The organism is Streptomyces sp. NPDC001828 (assembly GCF_042892175.1).
Taxonomy (GTDB): Bacteria; Actinomycetota; Actinomycetes; order Streptomycetales; family Streptomycetaceae; genus Streptomyces.
In genome coordinates, this window is record NZ_JBIATV010000003.1 from 278,331 (window position 1) to 304,761 (window position 26,431).

General features: G+C 72.2%; 19 protein-coding genes. 4 read left to right on the plus strand and 15 right to left on the minus strand.

Annotated elements, in window-relative coordinates; genetic code table 11:
* Positions 1 to 27: 27 nt before the first annotated feature.
* Positions 28 to 2,484, minus strand: a complete 2,457-nt coding sequence (gene pcrA / locus ACFYZA_RS12580; protein ID WP_388489805.1) for a DNA helicase PcrA — start codon at positions 2,482 to 2,484, stop codon at positions 28 to 30.
* A gap of 224 nt (positions 2,485 to 2,708) precedes the next feature.
* Between pcrA and ACFYZA_RS12585 the strand changes: the two genes are divergently transcribed.
* On the plus strand, positions 2,709 to 3,833 hold the full coding sequence (locus ACFYZA_RS12585; protein ID WP_388489808.1) for an NlpC/P60 family protein: 1,125 nt from the start codon (positions 2,709 to 2,711) through the stop codon (positions 3,831 to 3,833).
* Positions 3,834 to 3,860: 27 nt separating this feature from the next.
* Here ACFYZA_RS12585 and ACFYZA_RS12590 read toward each other — a convergent pair whose 3' ends face one another.
* On the minus strand, positions 3,861 to 4,214 hold the full coding sequence (locus ACFYZA_RS12590; protein ID WP_382591739.1) for a hypothetical protein: 354 nt from the start codon (positions 4,212 to 4,214) through the stop codon (positions 3,861 to 3,863).
* 361 nt (positions 4,215 to 4,575) lie between these two features.
* On the opposite strand from ACFYZA_RS12590, the gene ACFYZA_RS12595 reads away from it, so the two are divergent.
* Positions 4,576 to 5,631 (plus strand): NlpC/P60 family protein, encoded by a 1,056-nt coding sequence (locus ACFYZA_RS12595; protein ID WP_382591736.1) that lies wholly within the window; start codon positions 4,576 to 4,578, stop codon positions 5,629 to 5,631.
* Between the two features lie 109 nt (positions 5,632 to 5,740).
* Here ACFYZA_RS12595 and ACFYZA_RS12600 read toward each other — a convergent pair whose 3' ends face one another.
* From ACFYZA_RS12600 to ACFYZA_RS12615, 4 genes are all read right to left on the minus strand, one after another.
* A complete protein-coding gene (locus ACFYZA_RS12600) occupies positions 5,741 to 6,877 on the minus strand; it encodes an alpha/beta hydrolase (protein ID WP_382591732.1) in 1,137 nt (378 codons plus the stop codon).
* Positions 6,878 to 6,965: 88 nt separating this feature from the next.
* A complete protein-coding gene (locus tag ACFYZA_RS12605) occupies positions 6,966 to 8,192 on the minus strand; it encodes an alpha/beta hydrolase (protein WP_388489811.1) in 1,227 nt (408 codons plus the stop codon).
* A 128-nt stretch (positions 8,193 to 8,320) separates the two neighbouring features.
* Positions 8,321 to 9,001, minus strand: a complete 681-nt coding sequence (locus ACFYZA_RS12610) for a LuxR C-terminal-related transcriptional regulator (protein WP_382591729.1) — start codon at positions 8,999 to 9,001, stop codon at positions 8,321 to 8,323.
* A complete protein-coding gene (locus ACFYZA_RS12615) occupies positions 8,998 to 10,272 on the minus strand; it encodes a PspC domain-containing protein (RefSeq protein ID WP_382591727.1) in 1,275 nt (424 codons plus the stop codon). The genes ACFYZA_RS12610 and ACFYZA_RS12615 overlap by 4 nt, the downstream gene beginning before the upstream one ends.
* 268 nt (positions 10,273 to 10,540) lie before the next feature.
* On the opposite strand from ACFYZA_RS12615, the gene ACFYZA_RS12620 reads away from it, so the two are divergent.
* Complete coding sequence (locus tag ACFYZA_RS12620; RefSeq protein WP_388489815.1) at positions 10,541 to 11,833, plus strand: PspC domain-containing protein; 1,293 nt, start codon at positions 10,541 to 10,543, stop codon at positions 11,831 to 11,833.
* A gap of 156 nt (positions 11,834 to 11,989) precedes the next feature.
* Here ACFYZA_RS12620 and ACFYZA_RS12625 read toward each other — a convergent pair whose 3' ends face one another.
* From ACFYZA_RS12625 to guaA, 4 genes are all read right to left on the minus strand, one after another.
* A complete protein-coding gene (locus ACFYZA_RS12625; protein ID WP_382591721.1) occupies positions 11,990 to 12,505 on the minus strand; it encodes a DoxX family protein in 516 nt (171 codons plus the stop codon).
* A gap of 100 nt (positions 12,506 to 12,605) precedes the next feature.
* Positions 12,606 to 13,850, minus strand: a complete 1,245-nt coding sequence (locus ACFYZA_RS12630) for a hypothetical protein (protein ID WP_382591718.1) — start codon at positions 13,848 to 13,850, stop codon at positions 12,606 to 12,608.
* Positions 13,851 to 13,971: 121 nt separating this feature from the next.
* Positions 13,972 to 14,760 carry a class II aldolase/adducin family protein gene (locus ACFYZA_RS12635; RefSeq protein ID WP_382591715.1) on the minus strand — a complete coding sequence of 263 codons (789 nt, stop codon included), beginning with the start codon at positions 14,758 to 14,760 and terminating at the stop codon, positions 13,972 to 13,974.
* Between the two features lie 121 nt (positions 14,761 to 14,881).
* Positions 14,882 to 16,471: a glutamine-hydrolyzing GMP synthase gene (guaA, locus tag ACFYZA_RS12640; protein ID WP_382591712.1), complete on the minus strand. Its 1,590-nt coding sequence runs from the start codon at positions 16,469 to 16,471 to the stop codon at positions 14,882 to 14,884.
* Between the two features lie 311 nt (positions 16,472 to 16,782).
* On the opposite strand from guaA, the gene ACFYZA_RS12645 reads away from it, so the two are divergent.
* Positions 16,783 to 17,070: a chorismate mutase gene (locus ACFYZA_RS12645; protein WP_382588849.1), complete on the plus strand. Its 288-nt coding sequence runs from the start codon at positions 16,783 to 16,785 to the stop codon at positions 17,068 to 17,070.
* Positions 17,071 to 17,657: 587 nt separating this feature from the next.
* On the opposite strand, the gene ACFYZA_RS12650 is transcribed toward ACFYZA_RS12645, so the two are convergent.
* The 5 genes from ACFYZA_RS12650 to ACFYZA_RS12670 all read right to left on the minus strand — a co-directional run bounded on the left by ACFYZA_RS12650 (position 17,658) and on the right by ACFYZA_RS12670 (position 26,343).
* Positions 17,658 to 18,842 carry a hypothetical protein gene (locus ACFYZA_RS12650; RefSeq protein WP_388489820.1) on the minus strand — a complete coding sequence of 395 codons (1,185 nt, stop codon included), beginning with the start codon at positions 18,840 to 18,842 and terminating at the stop codon, positions 17,658 to 17,660.
* 356 nt (positions 18,843 to 19,198) lie between these two features.
* Positions 19,199 to 21,010, minus strand: a complete 1,812-nt coding sequence (locus ACFYZA_RS12655) for an FAD-dependent oxidoreductase (protein ID WP_388489822.1) — start codon at positions 21,008 to 21,010, stop codon at positions 19,199 to 19,201.
* Positions 21,011 to 21,119: 109 nt separating this feature from the next.
* A complete protein-coding gene (locus ACFYZA_RS12660) occupies positions 21,120 to 22,748 on the minus strand; it encodes a succinic semialdehyde dehydrogenase (RefSeq protein ID WP_382588843.1) in 1,629 nt (542 codons plus the stop codon).
* A 222-nt stretch (positions 22,749 to 22,970) separates the two neighbouring features.
* Positions 22,971 to 24,614, minus strand: a complete 1,644-nt coding sequence (locus ACFYZA_RS12665; RefSeq protein ID WP_382588841.1) for a protein kinase — start codon at positions 24,612 to 24,614, stop codon at positions 22,971 to 22,973.
* A 97-nt stretch (positions 24,615 to 24,711) separates the two neighbouring features.
* Complete coding sequence (locus tag ACFYZA_RS12670; protein ID WP_388490278.1) at positions 24,712 to 26,343, minus strand: serine/threonine-protein kinase; 1,632 nt, start codon at positions 26,341 to 26,343, stop codon at positions 24,712 to 24,714.
* Positions 26,344 to 26,431: the final 88 nt, after the last annotated feature.

Here is a 26,431-nt window from a genome sequence, read left to right on the forward strand (position 1 = left end):
AGGACCCGCAGGACCCGCAGGACCCGCCTACAGCTTCTCGACCGGCGCGTACCGAAGCAGCAGCTTCTTGGGGCGCTCGTCGCCGAAGTCGATGGTGGCCTGGGCGTCCGAGCCCGAGCCGGTCACCGACATCACGGTGCCGAGGCCGAACTGGTCGTGGGTGACGCGGTCGCCGACCGTCAGCGCGATGACCGGCTTGTCGGTGCCGCGCCGGGTCGCGAAGCCCGAGGGGCCCGACTTGGCGCGCGACGAGGACAGCGAGCTGCCGATCCCGCCGCCGAGCGACTTGCTGGACATCGGCCCGGCCGGCGCGGCCATCGGCCCCGTCCGCTTCCACTCCAGGTGCTGGACCGGGATCTCCTCCAGGAAGCGCGAGGCCGGGTTGTACGAGGGCTGGCCCCAGGCGCTGCGCATCGAGGAGCGCGTCAGATACAGCCGCTCGCGGGCGCGGGTGATGCCGACGTAGGCGAGGCGACGCTCCTCCTCCAGCTCCTTGACCTGGCCGAGCGCCCGCATGTGCGGGAAGACGCCGTCCTCCATGCCGGTGAGGAACACGACGGGGAATTCGAGGCCCTTGGCGGTGTGGAGCGTCATCAGGGTGATGACCCCGGAGCCGTCCTCGTCCTCGTCGGGGATCTGGTCGGAGTCGGCGACCAGGGCGACCTTCTCCAGGAACTCGGCGAGCGTGCCCGCACCTTCTTCCTCGCCGCGCTCCTGCTCGAACTCCAGGGCCACGGCGGCCAGTTCCTGGAGGTTCTCGATACGGGTCTCGTCCTGAGGGTCGGTCGAGGCCTGCAACTCGGCCAGATATCCCGTGCGTTCGAGGACCGCTTCGAGGACCACCGCGGGTCCCGCACCCGAGTCAACGATCGTGCGGAGCTCCTCCATCAGCGTGTTGAAGCGCTTGACGGCGTTGGCGGAGCGGGCCGCCATGCCGTACGCCTCGTCGACGCGGCGCAGCGCCTGCGGGAAGGTGATCTTCTCGCGCAGCGACAGCGCGTCGATCATGGCTTCGGCGCGCTCGCCGATGCCGCGCTTGGGGACGTTGAGGATGCGCCGGAGCGGGACGGTGTCCTCCGCGTTCGACAGGACGCGGAGGTAGGCCAGGACGTCCCTGACCTCCTTGCGCTCGTAGAAGCGGACACCGCCGACGACCTTGTAGGGCAGGCCGACCCGGATGAAGATCTCTTCGAAGACGCGGGACTGCGCGTTGGTGCGGTAGAAGACCGCGACGTCGCCCGCCTTGGCCTCGGACTTGTCGGTGAGCCGGTCGATCTCGTCGGCGACGAACTGCGCCTCGTCGTGCTCGGTGTCGGCGACGTAGCCGGTGATCCGGGCTCCGGGCCCGGCGTCCGTCCACAGGTTCTTGGGGCGGCGGCTCTCGTTGCGCTCGATCACCGCGTTGGCGGCGGACAGGATCGTCTGGGTGGAGCGGTAGTTCTGCTCCAGGAGGATCGTCGTCGCGTTGGGGTAGTCCTCCTCGAACTGGAGGATGTTGCGGATCGTCGCGCCCCGGAAGGCGTAGATCGACTGGTCGGCGTCGCCCACCACGCACAGCTCGGCCGGGGCCTGCGCCTCGCCCGAGGGGCCCACCAGCTCCCGCACCAGCGTGTACTGGGCGTGGTTGGTGTCCTGGTACTCGTCGACCAGGACGTGCCGGAAGCGCAGCCGGTAGTGCTCGGCCACGTCCGGGAAGGCCTGGAGGAGGTGGACCGTGGTCATGATGATGTCGTCGAAGTCGAGCGCGTTGGCCTCGCGCAGCCTCGCCTGGTACATCGCGTAGGCCTGGGCGAGCGTCTTCTCGAAGCCGTCCGCGGCCTGCCCCGCGAAGGTCTCCTCGTCGATCAGCTCGTTCTTCAGGTTGGACACCTTGGCGCTGAACGACTTCGGCGGGAACTTCTTCGGGTCCAGATCGAGGTCGCGGCAGACCAGCGCCATCAGGCGCTTGGAGTCGGCCGCGTCGTAGATCGAGAACGACGAGGTGAAGCCCAGCTTCTTCGACTCGCGGCGCAGGATCCGGACGCACGCGCTGTGGAACGTCATGACCCACATCGCGTTGGCGCGCGGGCCGACCAGCTGCTCGACGCGCTCCTTCATCTCGCCGGCGGCCTTGTTGGTGAAGGTGATCGCGAGGATCTGGCCGGGGTGCACCCCCCGGGTGGCGAGGAGGTGGGCGATGCGGTGCGTGAGCACCCGGGTCTTGCCGGAGCCGGCGCCGGCCACGATGAGCAGCGGCGAGCCCGCGTGGACCACGGCGGCGCGCTGCTGTTCGTTCAGCCCCTCCAGGAGGGCCGCCGCGTCGATCACCGGGCGCGGGGCGCCGCCACGGTAGTGGGCGTCGCGGTCCACGGGCGCGTCGAACCGGCCGCCGAACAGGTCGTCCGGCACCGGCTCGGGTGCGTGCGTCTCCTCGGGCGGGGGCGGGTGCTCCTCCTCCGAGGGCTGGAGGTCCGCCAGGAAGCTGTCGTCAAAGAGGCTGCTCATCGTCTCCCGAGTCTAGGCCGCCCCTCTGACAGTCCGCCGCCGCCTTCGGACACTCCGGCCGGCGCCTTCGGAGAGACCGTCGGCGACTACGCACCGTGAAGGTCACGGGAATGTATCGGGCCTGTCGGACATCAACCTTCCCAGGGGTCAAGGGAGTTGGCTAGCGTGCCGCAGCAAGCCGGGGAACGCCCCCGTCCGGAAGGATCCGGAAGGAGGTGTCGGCCTTGCCCTCACACCGCAAGCCGCGCACCAGAACCCGCCCCGCCGTCCCCGCCCTGGGCGTCACGACGGCCGCGCTCGCCTCGGTGAGCCTGCTGGCGCAGAGCGCGGACGCGGCGCCGACCGTGCCGAAGCCGAGCATCGAAGAGGTGCAGAGGAAGGTCGACGACCTCTACCGGCAGGCGGACCTGGCCACCCAGAAGTACGACGCGGCCAAGGAGGCCACCTCCACCCAGCGCGCCAAGGTCGACTCGCTGCTCGACCAGGTGGCGGCCGGCACCGCGAAGCTGAACGACACCCGGCGCGTCATCGGCGGCTATGCCGCCGCCCAGTACCGCGACGGCGGGGTCACCCCCACCATGCGGCTGCTGTTCTCGGACGATCCCCAGGCCTTCTTCGACCAGGACCAGCTGATGGGCCGCCTCTCCGACGAGCAGCACCGGACGCTGAGCACCTTCGAGACCGAGCGCGCGGCCAACGCGAAGAAGCGGGCCGAGGCGAGCCGCGGCCTGGCCGCGCTGACCACCTCGCAGCAGACGCTGCGGGCGGGCAAGGAGGAGGTGCAGGGCAAGCTGACGGCGGCGCGCACCCTGCTGTCGACGCTGACCGCGCGGGAGAAGGAGCGCCTGGCCGCGCTGGAGAAGAAGAAGCAGGACGAGGCGGAGCGCAAGGCCGCCGAGCTGGCCGCGCGGCAGGCGGCCGCCAGGGAGAAGCCCGCCCCGCCGGCCGGCCACGCGCCCTCGGCGCCCACCGCCCCCTCCGGGCCGTCCGCGCCCGCGTCGGCCAAGGCCGCCAAGGCCCTCGCCTTCGCCCGCGCGCAGATGGGCAAGCCGTATGTGTGGGGCGCGACCGGGCCCGCCTCGTACGACTGCTCGGGGCTCACGCAGGCCGCGTGGAAGGCCGCCGGGGTGGATCTGCCGCGTACCACCTGGGACCAGGTGAAGGTGGGCACCCGGGTCGCGACGGCCGATCTGCAACCCGGTGACCTGGTGTTCTTCTACGACGACATCAGCCATGTCGGGATGTACACAGGCAACGGCATGATGATCCACGCGCCGCACTCCGGGGCCTACGTCCGCGAGGAGTCGATCTACTACATGCCGGTCTACGGGGCGGTCAGGCCCGGCTAGGCGTGCCGGGCCCGATCCGTCACGGACTCAGTGCCAGAGCAGCGCGATGAAGATGTTCACGACGGTGAGGCCGCCGACCGCGCCGAACAGACCCTTCTCGATCTTCTCGTCGTCCCGCTTCACGTAGACCAGGCCCAGGATCACGATCAGGATCGCGAGCTTCACGCCGATCTTGAGGGTGTTCACGCTCATGTCGTCGGCCTGGTTGAGGCCGACCAGGGCGACGCCGGTGACCAGCATGGTCAGGGCGCCGTGCAGCATCGCCGGGACGAAGCGGGCGGTGCCCGCGCTCATCGCCTTCATCTGCGTCAGGAATCCGCCGAGCAGCGAAGCGATGCCGATGATGTGCAGGCCGACGAAGACATTGATGAGTACGTCCATGAGCCGGAGCCTAATTCCCGCTTAGCAGCCGCCGTGCGGCGGGTGCGGCCCAACCGGCACTTCGGTCACAGCAGGCGCGGACCCCGGGGGTCATCGCCCCGGCTTCGGTCGAAGTCGGTCGCAGTAGCACCGGAAAGCGGCACTTCTCGTCACTACGTCGCTCGACCGTGTCTCCAGGTTTAGCGTCCTCCCCCAGGTGACCGACTCCCCACCGCCGCCCCTCCACCGGGCGGCTGCCGGTCGCCCCGCCGAAAGATCCGGCGGCGGGCCGCTCCCCCTGTGCGGTCCGTCGTCGGAACGGCTCCCCGCCCGGGAGCCGCAGCGCGGAAGTACTGCCGTACGGAAGGACGTGAAGGCCCTAGTGGCTGCGCACCGAAAGCCCAAGCAGCATCCGCTCAGCGGTCCCGCCGCCCGCACCGCCGCGACGCTCGCGCTGGCGTCGGCGGCCACCGCGACCCTCTTCGAGGGGTCCGGGCACGCCGAGCCGAAGCTCACCCCGGCGCAGGTCAAGGCCAAGGTCGACCAGCTGTACCACGACGCCGAGGTGGCGACGGAGGCGTACGACGGGACGAAGGAGAAGGCGGACGCGGCCGCGCGCTCGCTGCGCGGGCTACGCGACGAGGCCGCCCGCAAGACCGAGCAGCTCAACACCGCGCGCAACGCGCTGGGTTCGCTCGCGGCGGCCCAGTACCGCAGCGGGGCGGTCGCGCCCGAACTCCAGCTGATCCTGTCGTCCGACCCCAAGCGGTACCTGGACGACGCGGCCCTCGCCGAGCGCGCCGGGGACCGCACGGCGGTCGCCGTGGCCGGGGTGCGAAAGCAGCTCGCCGAGCTCGACCGGCTGCACTCCACGGCCGACGGGAAGCTCACCGAGCTGCGCGAGCGGCAGTCCACGCTCGCGCGTCAGAAGAGCGACATCCAGTCGAAGATCACCTCGGCCGAGGCCCTGCTCGCCCAGCTCAGCGCGCCGGAGCGGGCCTCCTACGAGGAGGCCGACGCGGCCCCCGCCGACACCCGGGCCAGCCGCTCGGCCGACGCCCCGCGCACCACGCTCGCGCCCGCCCCCAGTTCGCGCGCCGCGGCCGCCGTCGCCTTCGCGTACGCGGCGCTCGGCAAGCCGTACGTCTGGGGCGCCACCGGCCCCTCGTCCTTCGACTGCTCGGGCCTGACGCAGGCCGCCTGGCGCTCGGCCGGGGTGCAGCTGCCGCGCACCACGTACACCCAGATCAACGCGGGCAGCCGGATCCCGCGTTCCCAACTGGAGCCGGGCGACCTGGTGTTCTTCTACTCCGGGATCAGCCACGTCGGGCTCTACATCGGCGGCGGCAAGATGATCCACGCGCCGCATCCGGGGGCGCCGGTGCGGGTCGCGCCGATCGACCAGATGCCGTTCGCCGGGGCCGCCCGGCCCGCGTGACCCGTGCCGTCCTGACCGGCGCGGGCGGTGCGTTCGCCGACCTCACGTCCTGCCGACGTCATGCCTCGCCGATGTCACGCGCGCCGCCGCACATTCCGCTGACGTTACGTCAGATCCCTTGCCCAGCACCCGACTTGGCGCCGGCGCCCATCTCCTTGGTCAGCCACCGGAAGACCTCCGGTACCTGGGCCTTCCACACCGCGCTCGCGTGGCCGCCGCCGTTGAGCTTGACCGCGGTCACCGCGGTGGGCGCCTTGGCCGCCTTCTTCAGGGCGAGCCCGTCGGCGTAGCCGTCGGTCTGCTCGCCGGAGACGAACAGGGAGATGTGCGGCGGGTTCTTGGCGTGCTTGAGGATCCACAGCGGGTTGGACTCCTCGCGCAGCTTGGGGTCCTTCGCGGTGATCGAGTCCTTCTCGGCGGCCGGGTCGTTGTAGCCGGACAGGTCGACGCCGGCCCGGTAGCGGTCGGGGTGCTCGATGGCGAGCTTGGCGGCGCAGTGGGCGCCCGCGGAGTACCCGGCCACGGCCCAGCCCTCGGCCCCGGTCTGGGCACGGAAGTTGTCGGTGACCATCTTGCGGACGTCCACGCTCAGCCAGGAGTCCGCGTTGACCACACCCGCCACGTTGGCGCAGCCGGTGTCCTTGCCGCTCAGGAGGGTGGTGCGGGGCGAGACCAGGATGAACGGCGCGACCTCGCCGCGCTGCATCATCGGCGTGAGCTGCTCCTGCGCCTTCAGCGTGCCGAACCAGGCGCCTATCGACCCCGGGTAGCCGGGCAGCAGCTCGACGACGGGGAACGACTTGTCCTTGTACGCCGGGTCGTTGTACTGCGGCGGCAGCCACACCGCCACATCGCCCTCGACGCCGGAGACCTGGCCCTTGAGCGTGGTCTTCACGACGTCCTTGCCGACCTTGTTGGTGTACGGCTCGAACTTCTGCTTCACCTTGGGCTCGGTGGCCGCGTTCCGCCCGCCGGTGCCGTCGGGGCCGAGGTCGGGGGCGGCGTTGACGTGGTTGCCGCCGCCGAGCAGGTCGTCCCAGGTGTCGTACAGGCCGTTGGCGTTGTTGACCAGGAGGAAGACCACGAGGATCGCGGTGACCTGGGCGAAGCCGAGCATGAGGAGCCGCGAGACCCCGCGCACGAAAGCCGGCCCGCCGATCCTGGTCCAGAGGACGAGCGGCAGCAGCAGGGCAGCCGCGGCCGCGAGGATCGCGATCACGAGGAAGGGGGTACCGGTCAGGCTCATCACGCCACGGAAGAGGGGCGGCCAGGAGCACCAGTTGCCCGCTTTGCCAGCGTTTTACCAAAGGGTGACGGCCCGCACCCTTTACTTCTCACCCCGTAGCGCCGCCGCCCTGCTTCCGCACGGCACCCCCGCCCGTCGCCTGGACGACCGCGGCATCGCGGGCGCCGCCGTCGGGCCGCAGGCCGCCGTCCGGCTCCTTCGCCTTCTGGACTCCGCCCAGCTGACCGGAGAGCCAGTGGAACACCTCCGGCAGGAGGGGTTTCCACACCACGTTGAGATGGCCGCCGTACGTCTTCTGCACCCACACCTTGGTGGGCGTCTTCGCGGCCTCGCGCAGCGCGAGCGCGTCCTCGTAGCCGTCGCCCGGCTGGCCGGTCAGCAGGAGCGAGGTGCGCGGCGGGTGCTTGGCGTGGTCCAGCATCCACAGCGGGTTGGTCTCGCGCCGCAGGGCCGGGTCCTTCGCGGTGATCGAGTCGGACTCGGCGGCCGGGTCGTTGTAGCCGGACAGCGAGACGGCCGCGCGATAGCGGTCGGGGTGCTCGATGGCGAGCTTGGCCGAGCAGTGCGCGCCGGCCGATATCCCGGCGACGGCCCAGCCGTCCGCGCCGGTCTGGGCGCGGAAGTTGTCGGTGACCATCTTGCGGACGTCCACGCTCAGCCAGGAGTCCGCGTTGACCACGCCCGCCACGTTGGCGCAGCCGGTGTCCTGCCCGGCGAGCAGCGAGGTGCGGGGCGCGACCAGGATGAACGGCTTGACCTCGCCCTTCACCATCAGCGGCCGCAGCTGCTCGGTGGCGTCGAGGTTGCTGAACCAGTCCTTGGCCGAGCCGGGGTAGCCGGCGAGCAGCTCCACCACGGGGAAGTCCTTGGCCCGGTAGGCCGGGTCGTCGTACTGCGGCGGCAGCCATACGTAGACCTCGCCGTCGGCCCCCGAGACCCGGCCGGTCAGATGCGTGACCTGGACGCCGGTGCCCAGCGCGGAGTCCTCGACCGGGGCGAAGGCCTGCCGGACGCGGGGCTCCTTGGAGATGCTGCGCCCGCCGGTGCCGTCGGCACCCAGGTTCGGGGCGGCGGCGACATGGCCCTCGGTGCCGAGCAGGTCACCCCATGTGTCGTAGAGGCCGTTCGCGTTGTTGACGGCGACGAACACCACGACGACCGCGGAGGCCTGGGCGGTGAGCACCATGAGCAGCCGCACGGCTCCCCGGACCACGGCCGGGCCGCCGACCCTGTGCCAGACGAGCAGCGGCACCAGCAGGGCGAGCGCGGCCACCACGATCGCGGTCACGAAGAAGGGCGTTCCGGTCAGGCTCATCACGTCCGGCAAGAGTGGCACGAGCGCGCCCGGGTTGCCGGTTTTGCCATGGTTTTACGCAGGTAAAAACACCGGTCATCCCTTCGGCGTAGTACCGGTCGTACCCCTGCGCCCGCCGGGGCGGCGGCTCACACCAGCCGGCGTGCCGTCGCCCAGCGGGTCAGCTCGTGCCGGTTGGAGAGCTGGAGCTTGCGCAGCACCGCCGAGACATGGGACTCAACCGTCTTGACGGAGATGAACAGCTGCTTGGCGATCTCCTTGTAGGCATAGCCCCGGGCGATCAGCCGCAGCACCTCGCGCTCGCGCTGGGTGAGCCGGTCCATGTCCTCGTCGACCGGCGGCGCGTCGGTGGAGGCGAACGCGTCCAGGACGAAGCCCGCGAGGCGCGGCGAGAACACCGCGTCGCCGTCCTGCACCCGGAAGATCGAGTCGACCAGGTCGGTGCCGGTGATGGTCTTGGTGACATAGCCGCGGGCGCCGCCGCGGATCACGCCGATGACGTCCTCAGCCGCGTCCGAGACGGACAGCGCCAGGAAGCGGACCGGCCGCTCGGCGTCCGCCATCATGGCCGCCGAGCGCCGCAGCACCTCGACGCCGCCGCCGCCCGGCAGATGGACGTCGAGCAGCACCACTTCGGGGCGGGTCGCGGTGATGACCGTCACCGCCTGGTCGACGTCGGCGGCCTCGCCGACCACCTCGACGCCCGTCGCCTCGGTCTGGCCGATCTCCGCCTGGACTCCGGTGCGGAACATCCGGTGGTCGTCGACGAGGACCACCCTGACGTGGCGGCCTGTCGTTTCCTCGGTCATCCCTGTGCCCTCTCCATCTCCAGCTCGACCTCCGTGCCCCCGCCGGGCACCGAACGCAGCCTGGCCGTACCGCCGTTGCGCCGCATCCGGCCGATGATTGATTCTCGTACGCCCATCCGGTCGCCGGGAACCGCGTCCAGGTCGAATCCGGGGCCGCGGTCCCGTACGGAGACGAAGACCGTGCGGCCCTCGACCTCGGCGTACACCTGGACGGCGCCGCCCTCGCCACCGTACTTGGCCGCGTTGACCATTGCCTCGCGTGCGGCCTGCATTTGTGCGGACAGGCCGTCGTCCAGCGGGCAGTCGCCGACGACGACCACTTCGAGGGGGACGCCGTGCTTGTCCTCGACCTCGGCCGCCGCCTTCTTCACGGCCTCGGCGAGCGTCTCGGGCTCCTCTTCCCTGCCGGTGCCCTCCGGCTTGTACAACCAGGCGCGCAGCTCCCGCTCCTGGGCCCGGGCGAGGCGCCGCACCTCCCCGACGTTCTCCGCGTTGCGCTGGATCAGGGTCAGGGTGTGCAGCACCGAGTCGTGCACGTGGGCGGCGACTTCGGCCCGCTCCTGGGCCCGGATGCGCATCAGGCGTTCCTCGGAGAGGTCCTGCGTCATGCGCACCAGATAGGGCCCGGCGAGCAGGGCGATGCCGGCCAGCACCGCGAGCGCCGCCGTCAGGACGTTGCCGAGCTGTGCGGCCGAGCCGTTCACCACGACGAAGCCGGTGAGCCCGGTGCCGACCAGGGCGACTCCGGCGAGACCCCGGGCCACCGGGAGCCAGCGGCTGCGGCGGGCGCCCTCGGTCCAGCGGGCCCTGCGCGTGTTGTCGGCCTGGCGCCACACCAGGATCACGCCGACGCCGATGAGGATGCTGGGGAAGATGTACGGGTTGGCCCAGCCGCCGACGTCCACCTTCGAGGCGAAGATCGCGGCGCCGAAGAGCAGCGCGATCAGGGCGACGATCTGCCCCTTGTCGGGCTTGCGCAGCCTGCGCCGGCCGTCCGCGCTGACCTCGAACGCGGAGCGCGGCCCGGCCGTCGTACCGCCGAGGCCCAGCGGCACCACGAACCAGAACACCGCGTAGAGCAGCGCCCCCAGGCCGTTGATCGACAGCAGCCCCAGGAAGACGATCCGCACCCACACGACCGGAAGGCCGAGGTGCCCGGCGAGCCCGCGCGCGACGCCGCCGAGCATCCGCCCCTCGGCGGAGCGGTACAGCTTGCGGACCGGCGCTTCGTCGGCCTCGGGCGGCGACAGGCGGGGGGTGGCGACTGGCATGCCCCGATCGTCACACGAGCGCGGACCGGCGGGCATCAGGGTTGGCCCCCAGGCTTCCCTGAGGGTGGCCCCCTCCCGCGAGGGAGCCGCCCTCCCCCACGCGAGCCGGCAAGCCCGTCCCTCGGGGTCCGGCCCGTTCCCCTCCGGGACGAAATCAGGGTGAGGCCAGGGTCGGGGCGGGTGCCGTGGGGCGGACGGGCCCGTCACCATGTACGTATGAGCACGCCGACCGAGGTGTCCCTATGAGCACGCCAGCCGAGGTGTACGCATGAGTACGCCGACCGAGACGCCCCTCGCGCCGCCCGATCCGGCCCCCGGGGCCCCGCAGTTGCGCCGCAGCGGCCACAACAAGGTCATCGGCGGCGTCTGCGGCGGCCTGGGCCGGTACTGCGACATCGACCCGGTGATCTTCCGGATCGCGCTCGGCGTGCTCGCCGTGACGGGCGGGCTCGGCCTGGTCTTCTACGGGTTCGCCTGGCTGCTCGTGCCCCTCGACGGCGAGGACGAGAACGAGGCCCGCCGGCTGCTCACGGGCCGGGTCGAGGGCGCGGCCCTGGTCGCCGTCCTGATGGCGCTCGCGGGCTGCGGGATCTTCCTCACCATGCTGCGCAACGGCTCGGTGATGACGTTCGCCGTCCTGCTCGCGTTGCTGCTCGGGGGCGCCGCCGTCTGGTCGCAGCGCCGCTCGACCACGCCCCCCGACACCCCGCTCGACCCGGTCGCGGCCCAGGCGGTCGCGGACGCGCCGCCCGAGACGAAGGCGCCGCCCGCGCCCGCCCCGCCCTCCTGGTGGCGGGACCCGATCGTCAAGGACGGCACCACCGGGCCCGTCGCGGCCGGCTATCTGTGGGGCCCGGCGGACGCGGACGCGCCCCCGGCCGGCAAGGCCGCGCGCAAGGCCGCGAAGGCCGCCGCGCGCGCGGACCGCGGGCCGCGCCCCATCGGCGGGCTCCTCTTCTTCCTCGCGCTGCTCGCCTTCGGCGCCGGGCTCGGCAGCGGCTGGGACCACCGGCCGCTGGGCACCGGCCTGGAGTTCGGGTTCGCGGCGGCGCTCGGGGTGTTCGCGCTCGGCTTGGTGGTCAGCTCGCTCCTGGGCCGCACCGGCTTCGGCACGCTGTTCCTCGCGGTGCTCACGGCGGGGCTGCTCGCGGCCTCGGCCGCGCTGCCGAAGACCATCGACGCGCACTGGACGCGTACGAACTGGGCGCCCACCGCGATAGGCGAGGTGCGCCCGGCGTACGACCTGGGGACCGGCGTCGCCACCCTCGATCTGAGCCGGGTCGCCGTGCCGCCGGGCCGGACCCTGACGACCGGCGCGGAGGTCGGCGCGGGCCGCGCCAAGGTGGTCGTGCCGAAGGACGTGACGGTGAAGGTGAGCTTCGACATGGGAGTCGGTGACATCCAGTTGCCCGGCGAGAAGCCGGACCACATCCAGGTGACGCCGGGCGAGAAGCGGACGACGACGCTCGCGCCGCCGGCCGGCGCCAAGCCGGCGGGCACGCTCGAACTCCGCCTCAAGGTCGGCGTCGGCCAAGCGGAGGTGGACCGTGCCGCGTCATGAGTTCCGCCCCGGCCGGCTGGTAGCCGGGCTCGCGCTCGCCGCCCCGGCCGTCCTGTTCGCGGGGGACGCGGCAGGCCGCTGGGACACGCCGTCGCCCGTGGTGATCCCGCTGGTCTGCGGCGGCCTCGGCATCGCCTCGCTGGTCAGCTGGATCGACTACGGGGTGCGCAAGCGGCGCCGCCTGGCGAGGAACGCGTCCGCGGACAGCAACGGCGTCCCGGCCAGTACGAGCGGGAGCCACGCCATCAAATAGGCCAGGTCGTTGCCGTAGTAGTAGGGGGTGGTCGCCCAGCTCACCGTGAGCCACAGGGAGAGCGAGATGAGGGCGCCGCCCAGCGCGGCGAGCCGCCCGAACAGGCCGAGCAGGGTGCCGATCCCCACGGCCAGTTCGCCCAGGGCGATGGCGTAGCCGAACCCCGAGGGGCTCTTCAGTGCGAGGTCCACGAGGGCCGGGACCGCGGCGCTGTCCCGCACCCCGTGCATCAGCTCGCCGATGGAGCCGGCGCCGCTCGTGTGGAAGAACGCGCTGTCCGTGAGCTTGTCGAGACCCGCGTAGATGAAGGTCACGCCGAGGAAGATCCGCAGCGGCAGCAGTGCGTAGGTGCGGGCCGTGGCACGCCAGCCGCCCGCACCCTCGTCCACCCCCGCCCTGGTCACGTACCCATGTGCCATGGCTGATCCCGCCTCCGTCCGATTGGCCTGTCACCAGACGATACGGACGGGGGGAACGCGTGTCTCAATCCCACTCCGGTCGGGCGGCCGGGGTTCGGCCCTACTCCGCGACCTCAACGACGAGCGCGTTCGTCTCGACGCCCGCCGCCGTCACCACCCGGACCTCCACCCGGCCCGCCTCGACGTCCACCGGAACCGGCACCGTGAGCACCCCGTCGGTCGGGTTCGCGAAGCCGCCCGGCACCGGGATGAGCGGAACGTGGACGTGGACGGCGCCGATGCGCACCACCATGCGGGCGAGCCGGTCCGGGGTGCCCGCGCCCGGCGGCACGAACCCCGCGCCCCGGATCTCGATGTCGTCCCCGGTACGGATGGGCGCGTCCAGGTCCCCCGCCTCCCGTGCCCGCACCACGGAGAGCAGTACGGGGCGGGCGCCCTCCGCGTACTTCGCGGCGAGGTAGGTCGCGGCGGAGACCAGGACGAGGGCCGCCAACCCCCAAGGCAGATCGGGGAGTTGCTCGGGATGACGGGCCAGGCGTACCGCCGCGAAGAGGACCGCGACCAGGGTCGCCGTCACGTACTGCGCGTCCGCGAAGCTCCCGCGACCCGCGTCGTCGGTCAACAGGTCGGCGCCGCGCGGCCGGTCGGCCCGCAGCTTCTGCAGGCGCTGGCCGTGGACGCGTACCGTCACCACCCGTCGGACCACCACCGCGATCAGCGAGGAGAGGAACACGACGGCCAACAGGCCGCCGCAGTGCGCCAGTTCGAGGCCGTGCAGGATTCGCTCGCGCTCGGCGGGGTCGGACGCGGCGGCCAGCCGCAGGGCGAGGACGAGGGCCGCGAAGACCGCGAACAGGCCCCAGGCCGCGGCGACCGCCCGCGAGGTCGAGAGGCGGTTGTCCTCGCCGAGCACGGGCGCGAGGAGTCCGCCGTGCGCGCGGTGCAGATACGCCGCCGCCGTCGCCAGGGCCGCCACGGCGAGGGCGGACAGGAGCCCGGCGGTGCGGGCGGGCGTCCATCCGGCTCCGATCGCGGTCGCCGCCTCGGCGAGGGAGAGCGCCGCCACACCGCCCCAGACCGTGACGAGGGTGGCGCGCCACACCCGCTCGGGCCACCCCCGGCCCGCTTCCCGGCCGCGTTCGGCGAGCGCCCGCGCGGACTGGGTCAGCTCGTCGGAGACCCACTGGCGCGACGCCCCCGCGGAGTGGGCGAGCGCGGCGGGCAGCCCCTCGCCCGCGGCGAATCCGTCCCGCTTGGCGAGGAACGCCGCCACCGCGCGCCGGTGCCCGTCCCGCGCGCCGTGCGCGCAGTCACCTCCGCACTGCCGAGCCTCCTGCACTGCCACCGGGAACTCCGTCCGTACGCCAAAACCCTTGAACCGTCAGGGAATTGTCGCGCACCAAAACCGCCCGCCGGTCGGCGTCGGCCCGCCCGGAGGGTGATTGACGCACCATCAAATTGACCTACTACGACAGAAGTTCGGGCTCCGCGTGGCTGATCCGCCGCCACAGCGGCTGGTAGTTGATCCAGGCCACGAGATCGCTGCCGAGCTGGTCGCGGGTGGACACCGCGTCCCGCCGGTCGATGAGCACGGGCTTGCCGGCGGCCCGCGCGGCGAGCTGCACCTTCGCGCAACGCTCCATCGAGATGAACCACCAGGCCGCCGCGTCCACCGAGTCCCCGACGGTGAGCAGCCCGTGGTTGCGCAGCACGACGGCCTTGTACGAGGCGAGCGCCGCCGCGATCCGCCGGCCCTCCTCGGCATCCACGACGACCCCGGTGTACGCGTCGTACACCGCGTGGTCTTCGAAGAAAGCGCAGGCCTCCTGCGTGTACGGCTCGACGAAATCGCCGAGCGCCGCGAGCGCCCTGCCGTACGTGGAGTGGGTGTGGACGACGGCGACGGCGTCCGGGCGGGCCCGGTGCACCTGGGCGTGCACGGTGAACGCGGCCTGGTTGACGTGGTGGCCGCCCCGGACGACCTGCCCCTCCCCGTTGACCAGGACCAGATCGCCCGCGGTGACGTGCGCGAACGGCACGCCGAACGGGTTCACCCAGTAGCAGTCGGCCAACTCCGGGTCGCGCGCGGTGACATGGCCCGAGACGCCTTCCTCGTAACCGAACCGGGCGAAGAGTCTCAGCGCCCCCGCGAGCCGCTCCTTGCGGTGCTGCCGCTCCTCGGCGGGGTCGTCGTGCACGGGCGGCAGATCGAACCGCAGCTGGTCCACCGGTATCGGCTCGGGCATCTCAGTCATGGCCGGAAGCTACCTCGCGTTACCGCAGGTGAACAGAGTCATGCGGCCCCCGGTGACAACGGCGACGGCGCCGCCCCCGGGTACGGGGACGGCGCCGTCGCTGTCGCTGAGCCAGTGGGGACTACTCCCACTCGATGGTGCCCGGCGGCTTGCTCGTCACGTCGAGGACGACGCGGTTGACGTCGGCGACCTCGTTGGTGATGCGGGTGGAGATCTTCGCGAGCACGTCGTAGGGCATCCGCGTCCAGTCCGCCGTCATGGCGTCCTCGGAGGAGACCGGGCGCAGCACGATCGGGTGGCCGTAGGTGCGGCCGTCGCCCTGGACGCCCACCGAGCGGACGTCGGCGAGCAGCACGACCGGGCACTGCCAGATCTCGCGGTCGAGGCCGGCCGCGGTCAGCTCCTCGCGGGCGATCGCGTCGGCCTCGCGCAGCAGGTCCAGACGCTCCTTGGTGACCTCGCCGACGATGCGGATGCCGAGGCCGGGGCCGGGGAACGGCTGGCGCTGGACGATCTCGTCGGGCAGGCCGAGCTCCTGGCCGACCATGCGGACCTCGTCCTTGAACAGCTTGCGCAGCGGCTCGACGAGTTCGAACTCGATGTCGTCGGGCAGGCCGCCCACGTTGTGGTGGGACTTGATGTTCGCGGTGCCGGTGCCGCCGCCGGACTCGACGACGTCCGGGTAGAGGGTGCCCTGCACGAGGAAGGCGACCTCGGGGCCGTCCTCCTGGAGGATCTCCAGCTGGGCCTGCTCGAAGACGCGGATGAACTCGCGGCCGATGATCTTCCGCTTGGTCTCCGGGTCGGAGACCCCGGCGAGCGCGGTGAGGAATCGCTCCTGCGCGTCGACGACCTTCAGCTGGACGCCGGTGGCGGCCACGAAGTCCTTCTCGACCTGCTCGGTCTCGCCCTTGCGCATCAGACCGTGGTCGACGTACACGCAGGTCAGCTGGGAGCCGATGGCCTTCTGCACGAGGGCCGCGGCGACCGCGGAGTCGACGCCGCCGGACAGACCGCAGATCGCGCGCTTGGTGCCGACCTGCTCGCGGATCAGGGCGACCTGCTCCTCGACGACGTTGTGCGTCGTCCACGTCGGCTCGATGCCCGCGCCGCGGTAGAGGAAGTGCTCCAGGATCTGCTGGCCGTGCGTGGAGTGCAGCACCTCGGGGTGGTACTGGACGCCGTAGAGCTTCTTCTCGTCGTTCTCGAAGGCGGCGACGGGGACGACGTCCGTGGAGGCCGTGACCGTGAAGCCCTCGGGCGCCGCCGAGCAGGCGTCGCCGTGCGACATCCACACCGACTGCTCCGCCGGGGTGCCCTCGAAGAGGGTGGAGCCCTGCTTGGAGACGGTCAGCGGGGTGCGGCCGTACTCGCGGGCGCCGTTGTCGTCGACCGTGCCGCCGAGCGTGGTCGCCATCAGCTGGAAGCCGTAGCACATGCCGAAGACGGGCACCCCGGCCTCGAAGATCGCGCGGTCCAGGCGCGGGGCACCCTCGGCGTACACGGAGGACGGGCCGCCGGAGAGGATGATCGCCTTGGGGTTCTTGGCCAGCATCTCGGCCACCGGCATGCTGCTCGGGACGATCTCGCTGTAGACCCGGGCCTCGCGGACGCGGCGGGCGATGAGCTGGGCGTACTGCGCGCCGAAGTCGACAACCAGGACGACGTCCGGGTTGCTGTCGGGCGCGGCTGCGGAGGGTGCTGCTGGCACGGGTGGCGGCCTTCCGGCGGTGGGAGGGGGTCGGTTTTGTCGATTCTACCGGGGCGCACGGGTCCGGGTTCGTCTCACCATCCGAACCCGGATTGGCCCGCTTCCGGGGCGTCGGTCCATACTGTGCCCATGCGCAAGCACCAGACCTTCGTCTTTACCTATGGCACCCGGCCCGCCGGGCGCCATGGTCGTGCTGCTTGAGCAACTGACAAGCGACTTCCACTGAGCGCCCCGGGCCGACAAGGCCCGGGGCGCTCAGTGGTTTCCGGTCCTTGCCGATCCGGGGCGCGCATCCCTACCGAGGAGCCCCCATGAGCATCTCCGTCACCGAGAAGACCGGCGCCCGCACCGACGAGGCCGCCGCGATGATCACCGGCGCGCGCGAGCGCATCGACGCGCTCGACGACCGCATCATCGGCCTCGTCCAGGAGCGCATGGCCGTCTCGGCGGTCATCCAGGAGTCCCGGATCGCCTCCGGCGGCCGCCGGGTCAGTCTGAACCGCGAGATGGAGGTCCTGGCCCACTTCAGCGACGCGCTCGGCCGGCCCGGTACGGCCCTCGCGATGACGATGCTGGAGCTGTGCCGGGGCCGTATCTGAGTTCGGGCGCTCCTCACCCGTACGGCGCCGTGACCGGGTCCGGCCCGGCTTCGTTGGTGGGGTGTCCGTGCCAGCCAGGGGCGGGCCCGAAGAAACCACGCGTGGCTCCGCTGGGGCGTGTGACGCATCGCAAGTGCGTCGTGGGACCTCGCCCCGGTGTGTGTGACCGGACGGCAGGGGACAGCAGCCCGGTCACCCCAAAGGCGGTCGGTTCCGGGGACGCCCGGGGCCGGCCGCATCCGGTCGAAACGGTTGCGCCGGGCGCGGCCCATCCAGCACGATGCAGAGACAAGTCCCTTACCCCGTACACCCGTTGCCATTGGTCGACACCACTCGCGCGCCCCGCACGCGCCGGGTCGGCCACCCCGGCACACCAGTCCAGCGGCGCACCCCCCGGCGCCGCCCCCGCGGCACCGACGCTGCCCTGACGTCGGTGCTGACGGCCCAGGGCCCCGCAGGCCGCCCGTACGCACCCCGTACGGGCCGAACCGCGGGGCCCTTCGCTTGCCTCGGCGATCGACGCGGTACGCATCGTCCCCAACTCCCGTGGTTCATCAGGGAGTTGCGGGGCGCGCGTGAGCCGGCACTCAGGTACGCGTCACCGTGCCGCAGGCTCCCGAGCGATCCGTGTCCAGGGACCGGCTGCGGTCGTACGGGTCGACGGCGGGGCCGCTCGGGGACGGGCCGGAGGGGGTTTCGTCGGCGAACTCGGGGTTCAGGTAGCCGTTGTCGAGGTCGCACCGCGAATTGCCGCTGTCCACGTCGTGCCGGGAGATCCAGAGCTTCCCCGGAGTGGACTGCGCTACGGACGGGTCCGTGACCTCGATGTCGAGGATGCGGCGGACGATCGTGCGGGCCACCTCGGTCGAGCCGGGCGCCGCCTTCACCACCGGGTAGACGAAGGTGTAGTCGGCGTGCACAACGACCCCGCCGTCCGACCCCTTGTCGAACGTCATGCGGCCGCGGGTCTTGACCACGTCACCGACGAGCTTGACCTTCTTCGGGTCGAAGCGCGAGAAGAGGGTCAGCGGATCGTGGTCCTTGTCCGGCTTGGCCAGGCCGGTGGTGAGGGGGTCGAGGACTTCCTTCTCCAGCGGGTCGATGAGGGCGAGCGCGGCCTCCGGACGCTCGCCGCGCAGGGTCGCCGGGGACAGGTTCGACTCGATCAGGAGGGTGCGCGTGCCGGCCAGGGCCGCCGCCACCCGCTCCTTGGAGATGCCGGCGAGCGCGGTGGCGTCCGGCAGCTCGATGCCGGCGGCGCCGTCCGCGTACTGCACCGCGGGCGAGCCGCGGAAGGGCTCCTTGAGGGTGGGCCGGTCCGGGTCGAAGGAGGGCGGGGCACCCGTCGGGGCGGCGGTCTCCGCCGCCAGCGGGGTCGCGTCGGCGCCGTCGGAGCCGTCGCCTCCGGTCACCACGGACAGCGCCCGGGACGGGTTGAGGGCGACCAGCAGCACGCCCGTCGCGAGGAAGACGCCGAGCACGCCCCACATGCGGCGCTTGCGTGCGGCCCGTCCGTTCATCTCCTGCCAGGCGGGCCCGGTCCGCCACCCCTCCGGCTCGGCGGAGCGACGCTTGGCCTTGCGGCCGCGCGGCTCGGTGGCCTCCCGCTGTCCGCGCAGCCGGTCGGTCACCATCCGGGCCCGCGCCGAGGGCTCCTTGGGCGCGGTCGCCCGGATGTCCAGCTCGGTGTCGCGGATGAACCGCTCCCAGACCTCGTCCGGCACGGGCTCGTCGCCCGACGACTCCTTGGAGACCGGCGGCTTCTCGCTCACTTCGAATGACCCCTCTTGACATGTCCTGGGCGGCACATGCCGCGGCAGCGGTTCGACCCGCGGAGCGGGCCGATGGTTGCCATGAAGGGGAAGTGGCGTGGATCACATAAGGATTTCGTGAAGGCGGGACAACCATTCACAGGAGTCACAGGTCATGCATGTGGAACCAACAGCCCCGCCCGCGTTCCGTTTCCGCCGACGGGGCTCCACCAGGTCTCCGCACACGTGAGAGGCGCTGCACTCGGAGGGGGGTGCAGCGCCTCTTGCCGTGTCCGGCCGGCTTTCGATTGCTTACGTGATCGTTGCGTACGCGATCACCGGTGTCCCCGGCTCCGCCCGGGACCTCCCCGTACGGCTCACTCCTCCGGCTTCGGCGGGACCGTCGGCATGCCGAGGAAGGGGAGCTTCAGGGCGCCGAAGGCCTCCGCCGGGACCGCCGGGGACTTCGGCTCGACCGGGGCGAGCCGGACATAGGCCGCGCCCTGCGCCGGGCGGAGGTCCGCCTCGCCCTTGTTGGGCCACAGCGACATGGCGCGCTCGGCCTGTGCGGTGATCGTCAGTGACGGGTTCACGCCGAGGTTCGCCGAGACGGCCGCGCCGTCCACGACCGAGATCCCGGGATGCCCGTACAGCCGGTGGTACGGGTCGATCACACCCGTCTCGGCCGAGTCGCCGATCGGGCAGCCGCCCAAGAAGTGCGCGGTGAGCGGGGTGCCCATGAGCTCGCCGACGTTCGAGCCGGCGAAACCGTTGATCTCCGCGGCGATCGCCGTGGCGCCGTCGGTGGCCGCCCGGATCTGCTTGGGGTTGGGCGCCCCGTGGCCCTGCTCGGCGGTCAGCAGGCCCTTGCCGACCCCGTCCGGCTTGAGATGGGTGGTGAGCGAGTTGTCGAGTGACTGCATGACCAGGCCGATGATCGTTCGCTCGGACCAGCGCCGGTTGCTGATCGAACGAGCGAGGAGCAGCGGGTGCTTGGCCGCGTTGCCGAGCCAGTTGCGGACCCGGTTGACGCCGTAGGGCACCTGCAGGATCGACATGCTGCCCATCGCGTTCGAGCCCTTGCCGTAGCGGACCGGCTCGATGTGGGTGTTCTCGTCCGGGTGGATCGAGGAGGTGATGGCGACGCCCCGGGTGAAGTCGACCCTGGCCGCGCCGTGCCGGCTGCGGTAGCGGCGGCTCGTGGTCTGCGCGCCGACGAGGGCTTCGGAGTTCGTCCGGGTCAGCTCGCCCAACCGCTTGGAGATGTAGGGGAGTTGACCGCTCGCCTTCATGCGGTGCAGCAGGGTCTGGGTGCCATAGGTGCCGGCCGCGACGACGACGCGGCGGGCGGTGAACAGCCGGCCCGGCGCGTCCTTGCGGTCGGTGGGCAGCGTCGACACGGCGTGGCCGCCGCGCGAGTCCTCGGTCACCGAGACGACCGTCGTCATGGGGTGGACCACCGCGCCCGCCTTCTCGGCGAGGTAGAGGTAGTTCTCGTTGAGGGTGTTCTTCGCCCCGTGCCGGCACCCCGTCATGCACTCGCCGCACTCGGTGCACGCCTTGCGCGAGGGCCCCGCGCCACCGAAGTACGGGTCGTCAACCGCCGTGCCGGGCCTGGCCTTTGACGTACCGTCACCGTCCTGGCCATCACCGAAGAAGACGCCGACCGGCGCCATGTGGAAGGTGTCGCCGACGCCCATGCGCTGGGCCGCGGCCTTGAGGTGGACGTCGGAGGGCGTCATCGTCGGGTTGAGCCGCACCCCGAGCATGCGCCGCGCCTGGTCGTAGTAGGGCGCCAGCTCGTCCTGCCAGTCGGTGATGTCCTTCCACTGCGGGTCGTCGAAGAACGGCTTCGGCGGCACGTACAGGGTGTTGGCGTAGTTGAGGGAGCCGCCGCCGACGCCCGCGCCGCCGAGCACCATCACGTTGCCGAGCAGATGGATGCGCTGGATGCCGTACAGGCCGAGCTTCGGCGCCCACAGGTAGTTCTTGATGTCCCAGGAGTTCTTGGGCAGCGTGGCCGGGCCGAAGCGGCGGCCCGCCTCCAGGACGGCGACCCGGTAGCCCTTCTCGGTGAGCCGCAGCGCCGTCACCGAACCGCCGAAGCCCGAGCCGACCACGACGACGTCGTAGTCGTAGTCGTATGCGCCGTCCTCTTCCGGATTTCGGGCTGGGGGTACCTGGGACATGGCTCTCCTCGTACGCGTGGAGGTCCCCCGGCCCATGGGGAGCTCGGGGGAGGGTCGGGCGGAGGGGCGGGGCTGGTCTTTCCGTGGGGGTCGGCTCGGGTCTCGCGGGTCAGCGCAGGCGCAGGGCCTTCATGGCCTTCAGGCTCCGGGTCATGAAGGCGGCGTACTTCTCGTCGTCCATGCCGAAGGAGGGGGCCAGCGGGATGAGGCGCTGCTGGGCGACGGTCTGGGCCTCGGTGTACTTGAGGATGCCCTCGGAGCCGTGCCGGCGGCCGAGCCCCGAGTCCTTCATGCCGCCCATCGGCGACTGCACGCTGCCGTAGGCGGGGGCGTAGCCCTCGTTGATGTTGACCGTGCCGGTGCCGAGCCGGGCCGCCACCTCGTGGCCGCGCCGCGAATCCTTCGTCCACACCGAGGAGTTGAGGCCGTACGGGGTGGCGTTGGCCCGCTCGATCACCTCGTCCTCGTCCTTGAAGCGGTAGACCGAGACGACCGGGCCGAAGGTCTCCTCGGTGCACACCGCCATCGGCGCCTCGACGCCGTCCAGGATGGTGGGCTCGTAGAAGAGCGGGCCGATGTCGGGGCGGGCGACGCCGCCCGCGACGAGCTTGGCGCCCTTGGCGACGGCCTCCTCGACGTGCCGGGTGACGGTCTCCAGCTGGCGCTCGCCCACCAGGGAACCCATGTCCGCTCCGTACGCGAGTGAGCGACCGAGCCGCATCGCCTTCGTACGTGCGGCGAATCGATCGAGGAAGGCGTCGGCGATCGATTCGTGAACGTACAGTCGCTCGATCGAGATGCAGAGCTGGCCGGCCGAGGAGAAGCAGGCGCGGACCGCGCCCGCGGCCGCCTTCTCCACATCGGCGTCGTGCAGCACGAGCATGGCGTTCTTGCCGCCCAACTCCAGGGATACGCCGACCAGTCGGGCCGCCGCGCCCTGGGCGACCTCGCGGCCGGTGCGGGTCGAGCCGGTGAAGGAGACGTAGTCGGCGTGCCGGACGACCTCGGGGCCGACGACCGGCCCCTCGCCGAGCACGACCTGGAAGACCTCGGCCGGGAGGCCCGCCTCGATGAGCAGATCGCGCGCCCACAGGGCGGTGAGCGCGGTCTCGGTGTCGGGCTTCATCACGACGGCGTTGCCGGAGACGAACGCGGGCAGCGCGTCGCCCACCGACAGTTCGAGCGGGTAGTTCCAGGGCGCGATCTGCCCGACCACCCCGCGCGGCTGGCGCAGTTCGGTGACCTTGGTCAGGGTGGGCACGACGCCCGTGTGCCGCCTGGGCTTCAGATAGGCCGGGGCCTTGCGCCCGTAGTGGCGGGCGGCGACGGCGACGGCCTGCACCTCTTCGTGCGCGTGCAGCCGCGCCTTGCCGGTCTCCAGCTGGATCAGGTCGAGCACCTCGGCCTGGCGGGCCAGCACCAGGTCGTGGAAGCGGAGCAGCACGGCGGCCCGGACCCGGACCGGCGTCGCGGCCCAGGCGCGCTGCGCCGCGCGGGCGCGCGCGAAGGCCTCGGCGACGTCCTCGGGCGTGGACTCGGGCAGGTCGGCCAGCTTCTCGCCGGTGAACGGGGTGTGGTTGGCGGTCCGCCCGGACCCGGCGACGCCCCGGGTGAGCTGGGCGACCAGTTGCCCCGTGACCACATCGGTGGCGGTCCTCGCGCCGGCTGGTGCCGGGGCGACCGGGTTGGTCCCGGCGGGCGTGCGGGTGGTCGTGGGCGAGGCCTGCGAGTCCGTCATGGGCCGAGCGTATGCCCGGCGGAGCACTTTCGGTACCCGTCGGTAACGGCTTTTCGAGACCCCGAAAACCACGCCAGCGATCACTGGCTGCATAACCGCTGATCAGCGACTTACGGTTGCCGGAGGCGCGAGGACAGACAGATCGTGGATCTTCGGCCGCCGCCCGGCCGAGCGACGCGCCCGCCGGGCGGCGCCGCCCGGCCCCGGCCCCCTCCCGCGAGGTCAGGGCCCGGGCACGAAGGAGTCGAGGGCGGTGTCGAAGGTCCGCTTCGCCTCGTCGAGGCGGCTGACCGGGGCCGAGACCCACACGTCGTACATCCGGCCGAAGTCGTCCCAGCTCACGTCGTAGGTGTGACGGGGTCCCTCCGCCTTGGTGAAGCCGTTCCAGGTGAACTCCCACAGCGCCGCGTCGCGGCCGTGGTGGGTGGTCGCGGTGACCTTGGCGTCGCGGTAACCGGGGTTGGTGGTGGCCCCGTTGGCGGCCGCCTGGCGCATGACGCCGAGGGGGCCGCCGGACACCGCGTTCTGCATCCGGATGCCGACCCGGAGCGTGCCGCCCGGCGACATGTAGAAGACGCGCTGCGCGTCGGTGCTGCGGGTGTAGCCGTCGGGCAGGACGATCCCGAAGCCGTCCGGGTCGCGCACGAAGTGGAACCCGGCGGGCACCGGCGGCGGGGCCGGGCGCGGGGGCGGGGCGGGCGGCGGGGGTGGCCGCCAGGACGCGACGGGCGGGGCGGGGCTCTGGGCCGACCGCTCGGCCGAGCGCTCGGCCGCATGGCGGTGGCCCCCTCCCCCGTGGCCGAGCGCGAACACCGCGACGGCCGCGCCCGCCCCGGCAAGGACGATCACCAGGGCGGCCCCCACCAGCACGCCCCGGGCCCGCCAGGGGCGGGCGGCGGGGCTCGGCGAGGTGACCGGCGTCGCGGGAACGGCGTCGGCCGGCGGCGCCGATGGCACCGACGGCTCGACCCGCTCGGTCGGCACATAGCGCGGTCTCGGGGTGCTGCCCGTCGCGGCGAACGTCCGCAGCAGCGACTCCGCCTCCACCGCGCCGAGCCGGTGCGCGGGGTCGCGCTCCAACAGGCCGTGGACGACGGGGAGCAGCGGTCCCGCGGCCTGGGGCGGACGGATCTCGTCGAGGACGACGGCGTGCAGGACACCGCCCAACGAGTCGCGGTGGAAGGGAGATTCACCGCTCAGGGCCGCGCACAGGAGCGCGCCAAGGGACCACAGGTCCGACTCGGGCCCGGCGCCCGCGCCCTGCATCCGCTCGGGGGCGGTGTATTCGGGCGAGCCGACGAACGCGCCCTCCTCGCTGATCGTCGAGGTGCCCGGCACCTGCGCGATGCCGAAGTCCGTGAGCACGACGCGCCCGCTGTCCTCCTCGATGAGGACGTTGGCGGGCTTGAGGTCGCGGTGCAGTACGCCCCGGGCGTGCGCGGTCGCGAGGGCGCCGAGCAGGGCGACCCCGATGCGCGCGGCCTCCCGCACCCCGACGGGCCCGGCCGAGGCGAGCCGGTCGGCGAGCGAGCCGCCGTCGACGAGTTCCATCACGATGTACGAACGCCTGGCGCCCGAGGGCCCTTCGGGGGCGGGCTCCTCCACGACGTCGTGGACGACGATCACATGCGGGTGCTTGATCTGGGCGACGGCGCGGGCCTCGCGCAGCGCGGCGGTCGCGGGCGCCCCGCCTTCGGGGTGCAGTTCCTTGACGGCGACGTGACGGCCGAGGAGTTCATCGTGCGCACGCCACACCGTGCCCATCCCGCCCCGCCCGAGCCGCCCGCCGAGCCGGTAACGTCCGGCCACCAGACGGGAGTTGACGCGGTCCTGGGGTTCCTTCGGATCCTGCTCTGCTGTGGGCACCGTGCCCCCCTCGATCTCCCCCGCACCCGTGCAGGGCCCATCATGCCGCACCCGGGCAGGCTCCGGCGGTGTTCGCCACAGGCGGGGGGCGGCAGGATCAGCTCGCGCCGGAAGAGGGGGGCTGCCAGCCCTGGAGCACCGTGTCGAACTGCTGGCGGGTGGTCGCCCAGTCCTCCTCGGGGCCCGACATGTAGATGGCGTACTCGGGCCGGCCGCCGTCCCCGTAATACATCTGGTCGATGGCGTGCCGCTTGCCCGGGAAGTCCTGCTTCTCCACGTAGGTGAACTCCCAGAGGGACGACTTGACCTGGTCCCGGAAGTTGTTGCCGTGCAGGGTCACCCGCTTGTACTGGGGCAGCCGCTCCTTGAGCGACTTCTCCATGTTGAGCATGTGCATGTACGGGTTCTCGAAGTCGGGCACCTTGTCGACGCTGATCCGGATGCGGTGCTTCCCGTTGTCCGGGGTGTAGTCGATCTCGGCGCCGTCCAACTGGCGCTTCCAGCCCTTGGGCACGAGGAGGCTGAAGCCAGCCTGGTCCCTGACGCGCTGCCAGCCGGCGGGCACCGACTGGTCGCCGGCGCCCGAGGGGTGCCCGGCATCGGGGGTCGTCGGCGCGTGGGAGGCCGGGGCGTCGCCACCCGTGGAGCCCGAACCGCCACTGTTCTCCTGGTACTTCATCACCGCGAACCCGGCGCCCACCCCGACCACCGCGGCAAGCGCCACCACGAGCGCCACGGTCCGCCACCGGCGCCTGCGCGGCTGCGGGCGGGCGGCGGTCTCCGGCGCGGGCCGCGCCGGAGCCGGGAGCGGGCGCGCCGACGACTGCACCTCGGTGGGCCCGGTCCCCGAGGCGGCGGCCGAGCGCAGCTCCCGCTCGGACAGCTGACGGGTCGGTACATAAGCCTGGGCGGCCTTGGAGGCGCGGCCCTCCATCGCCTCAAGGAACATCCGCTCGGCCTCCTCGGCCGAGGGGCGCTCCTCCGGCTTCTTGCGGAGCAGCGCGACGATGACGGGAGCCAGCGCGCCGGCCCGGTCGGGCACCGGGGGCTCCTCGGCGACCACGGCCTGCATGGTGGAGATCGGCGAGTCCCGGCGGAACGGCGACTCGCCCTGCACCGCGGCGTACAGGGTCGCGCCCAGCGACCACAGGTCGGATGCGGGCCCCGGGTGGGCGCCCTGGACCCGCTCGGGCGCCAGATAGTCGATGGAGCCGACGAGTTCGCCGGTCTTGGTGATGGTGACGTCGCCCTCGATGGCGGCGATCCCGAAGTCCGTGAGCAGCACCTGCCCGTCGCTCGCGATCAGCACGTTGCCCGGCTTCACATCGCGGTGCAGGACGCCGGCGGCGTGCGCGGCGCGCAGCGCGCCGAGGACGTGGAGGCCGATGCGGGCGGCCTCGCGGGCCTCGATGCGGTGTCCGTCGGCGGCCTTGACGGCGTCGGCGAGCGAGGGCCCGTCGACGTACTGCATGACGATCCAGGGCCGGTTGTCGTGGTCCAGCACGTCGTGCACGGTGACCACGCCGGGGTGGGTGATACGGGCGGCGGCGCGGGCTTCCTTCTGGGTGCGCGCGTGCAGGATCGCCCGGTCGGCCTCGGCCACGTACAGAGCGGCGGTGAGCTCCTTGACGGCGACGGTGCGGTGCAGGACCTCGTCGTGGGCACGCCAGACCTTGCCCATGCCGCCGCGGCCTATCGCATCGCCGAGCCGATAGCGCCCGGCCAGCAGCAGCCCTGCGCCGGAGCCGTTCGTGCTGTGAGTGTTTTCCACGTCCCCCGCCGCCCGACCAGACTTTCCTTCGCAGCCAGATTACGGA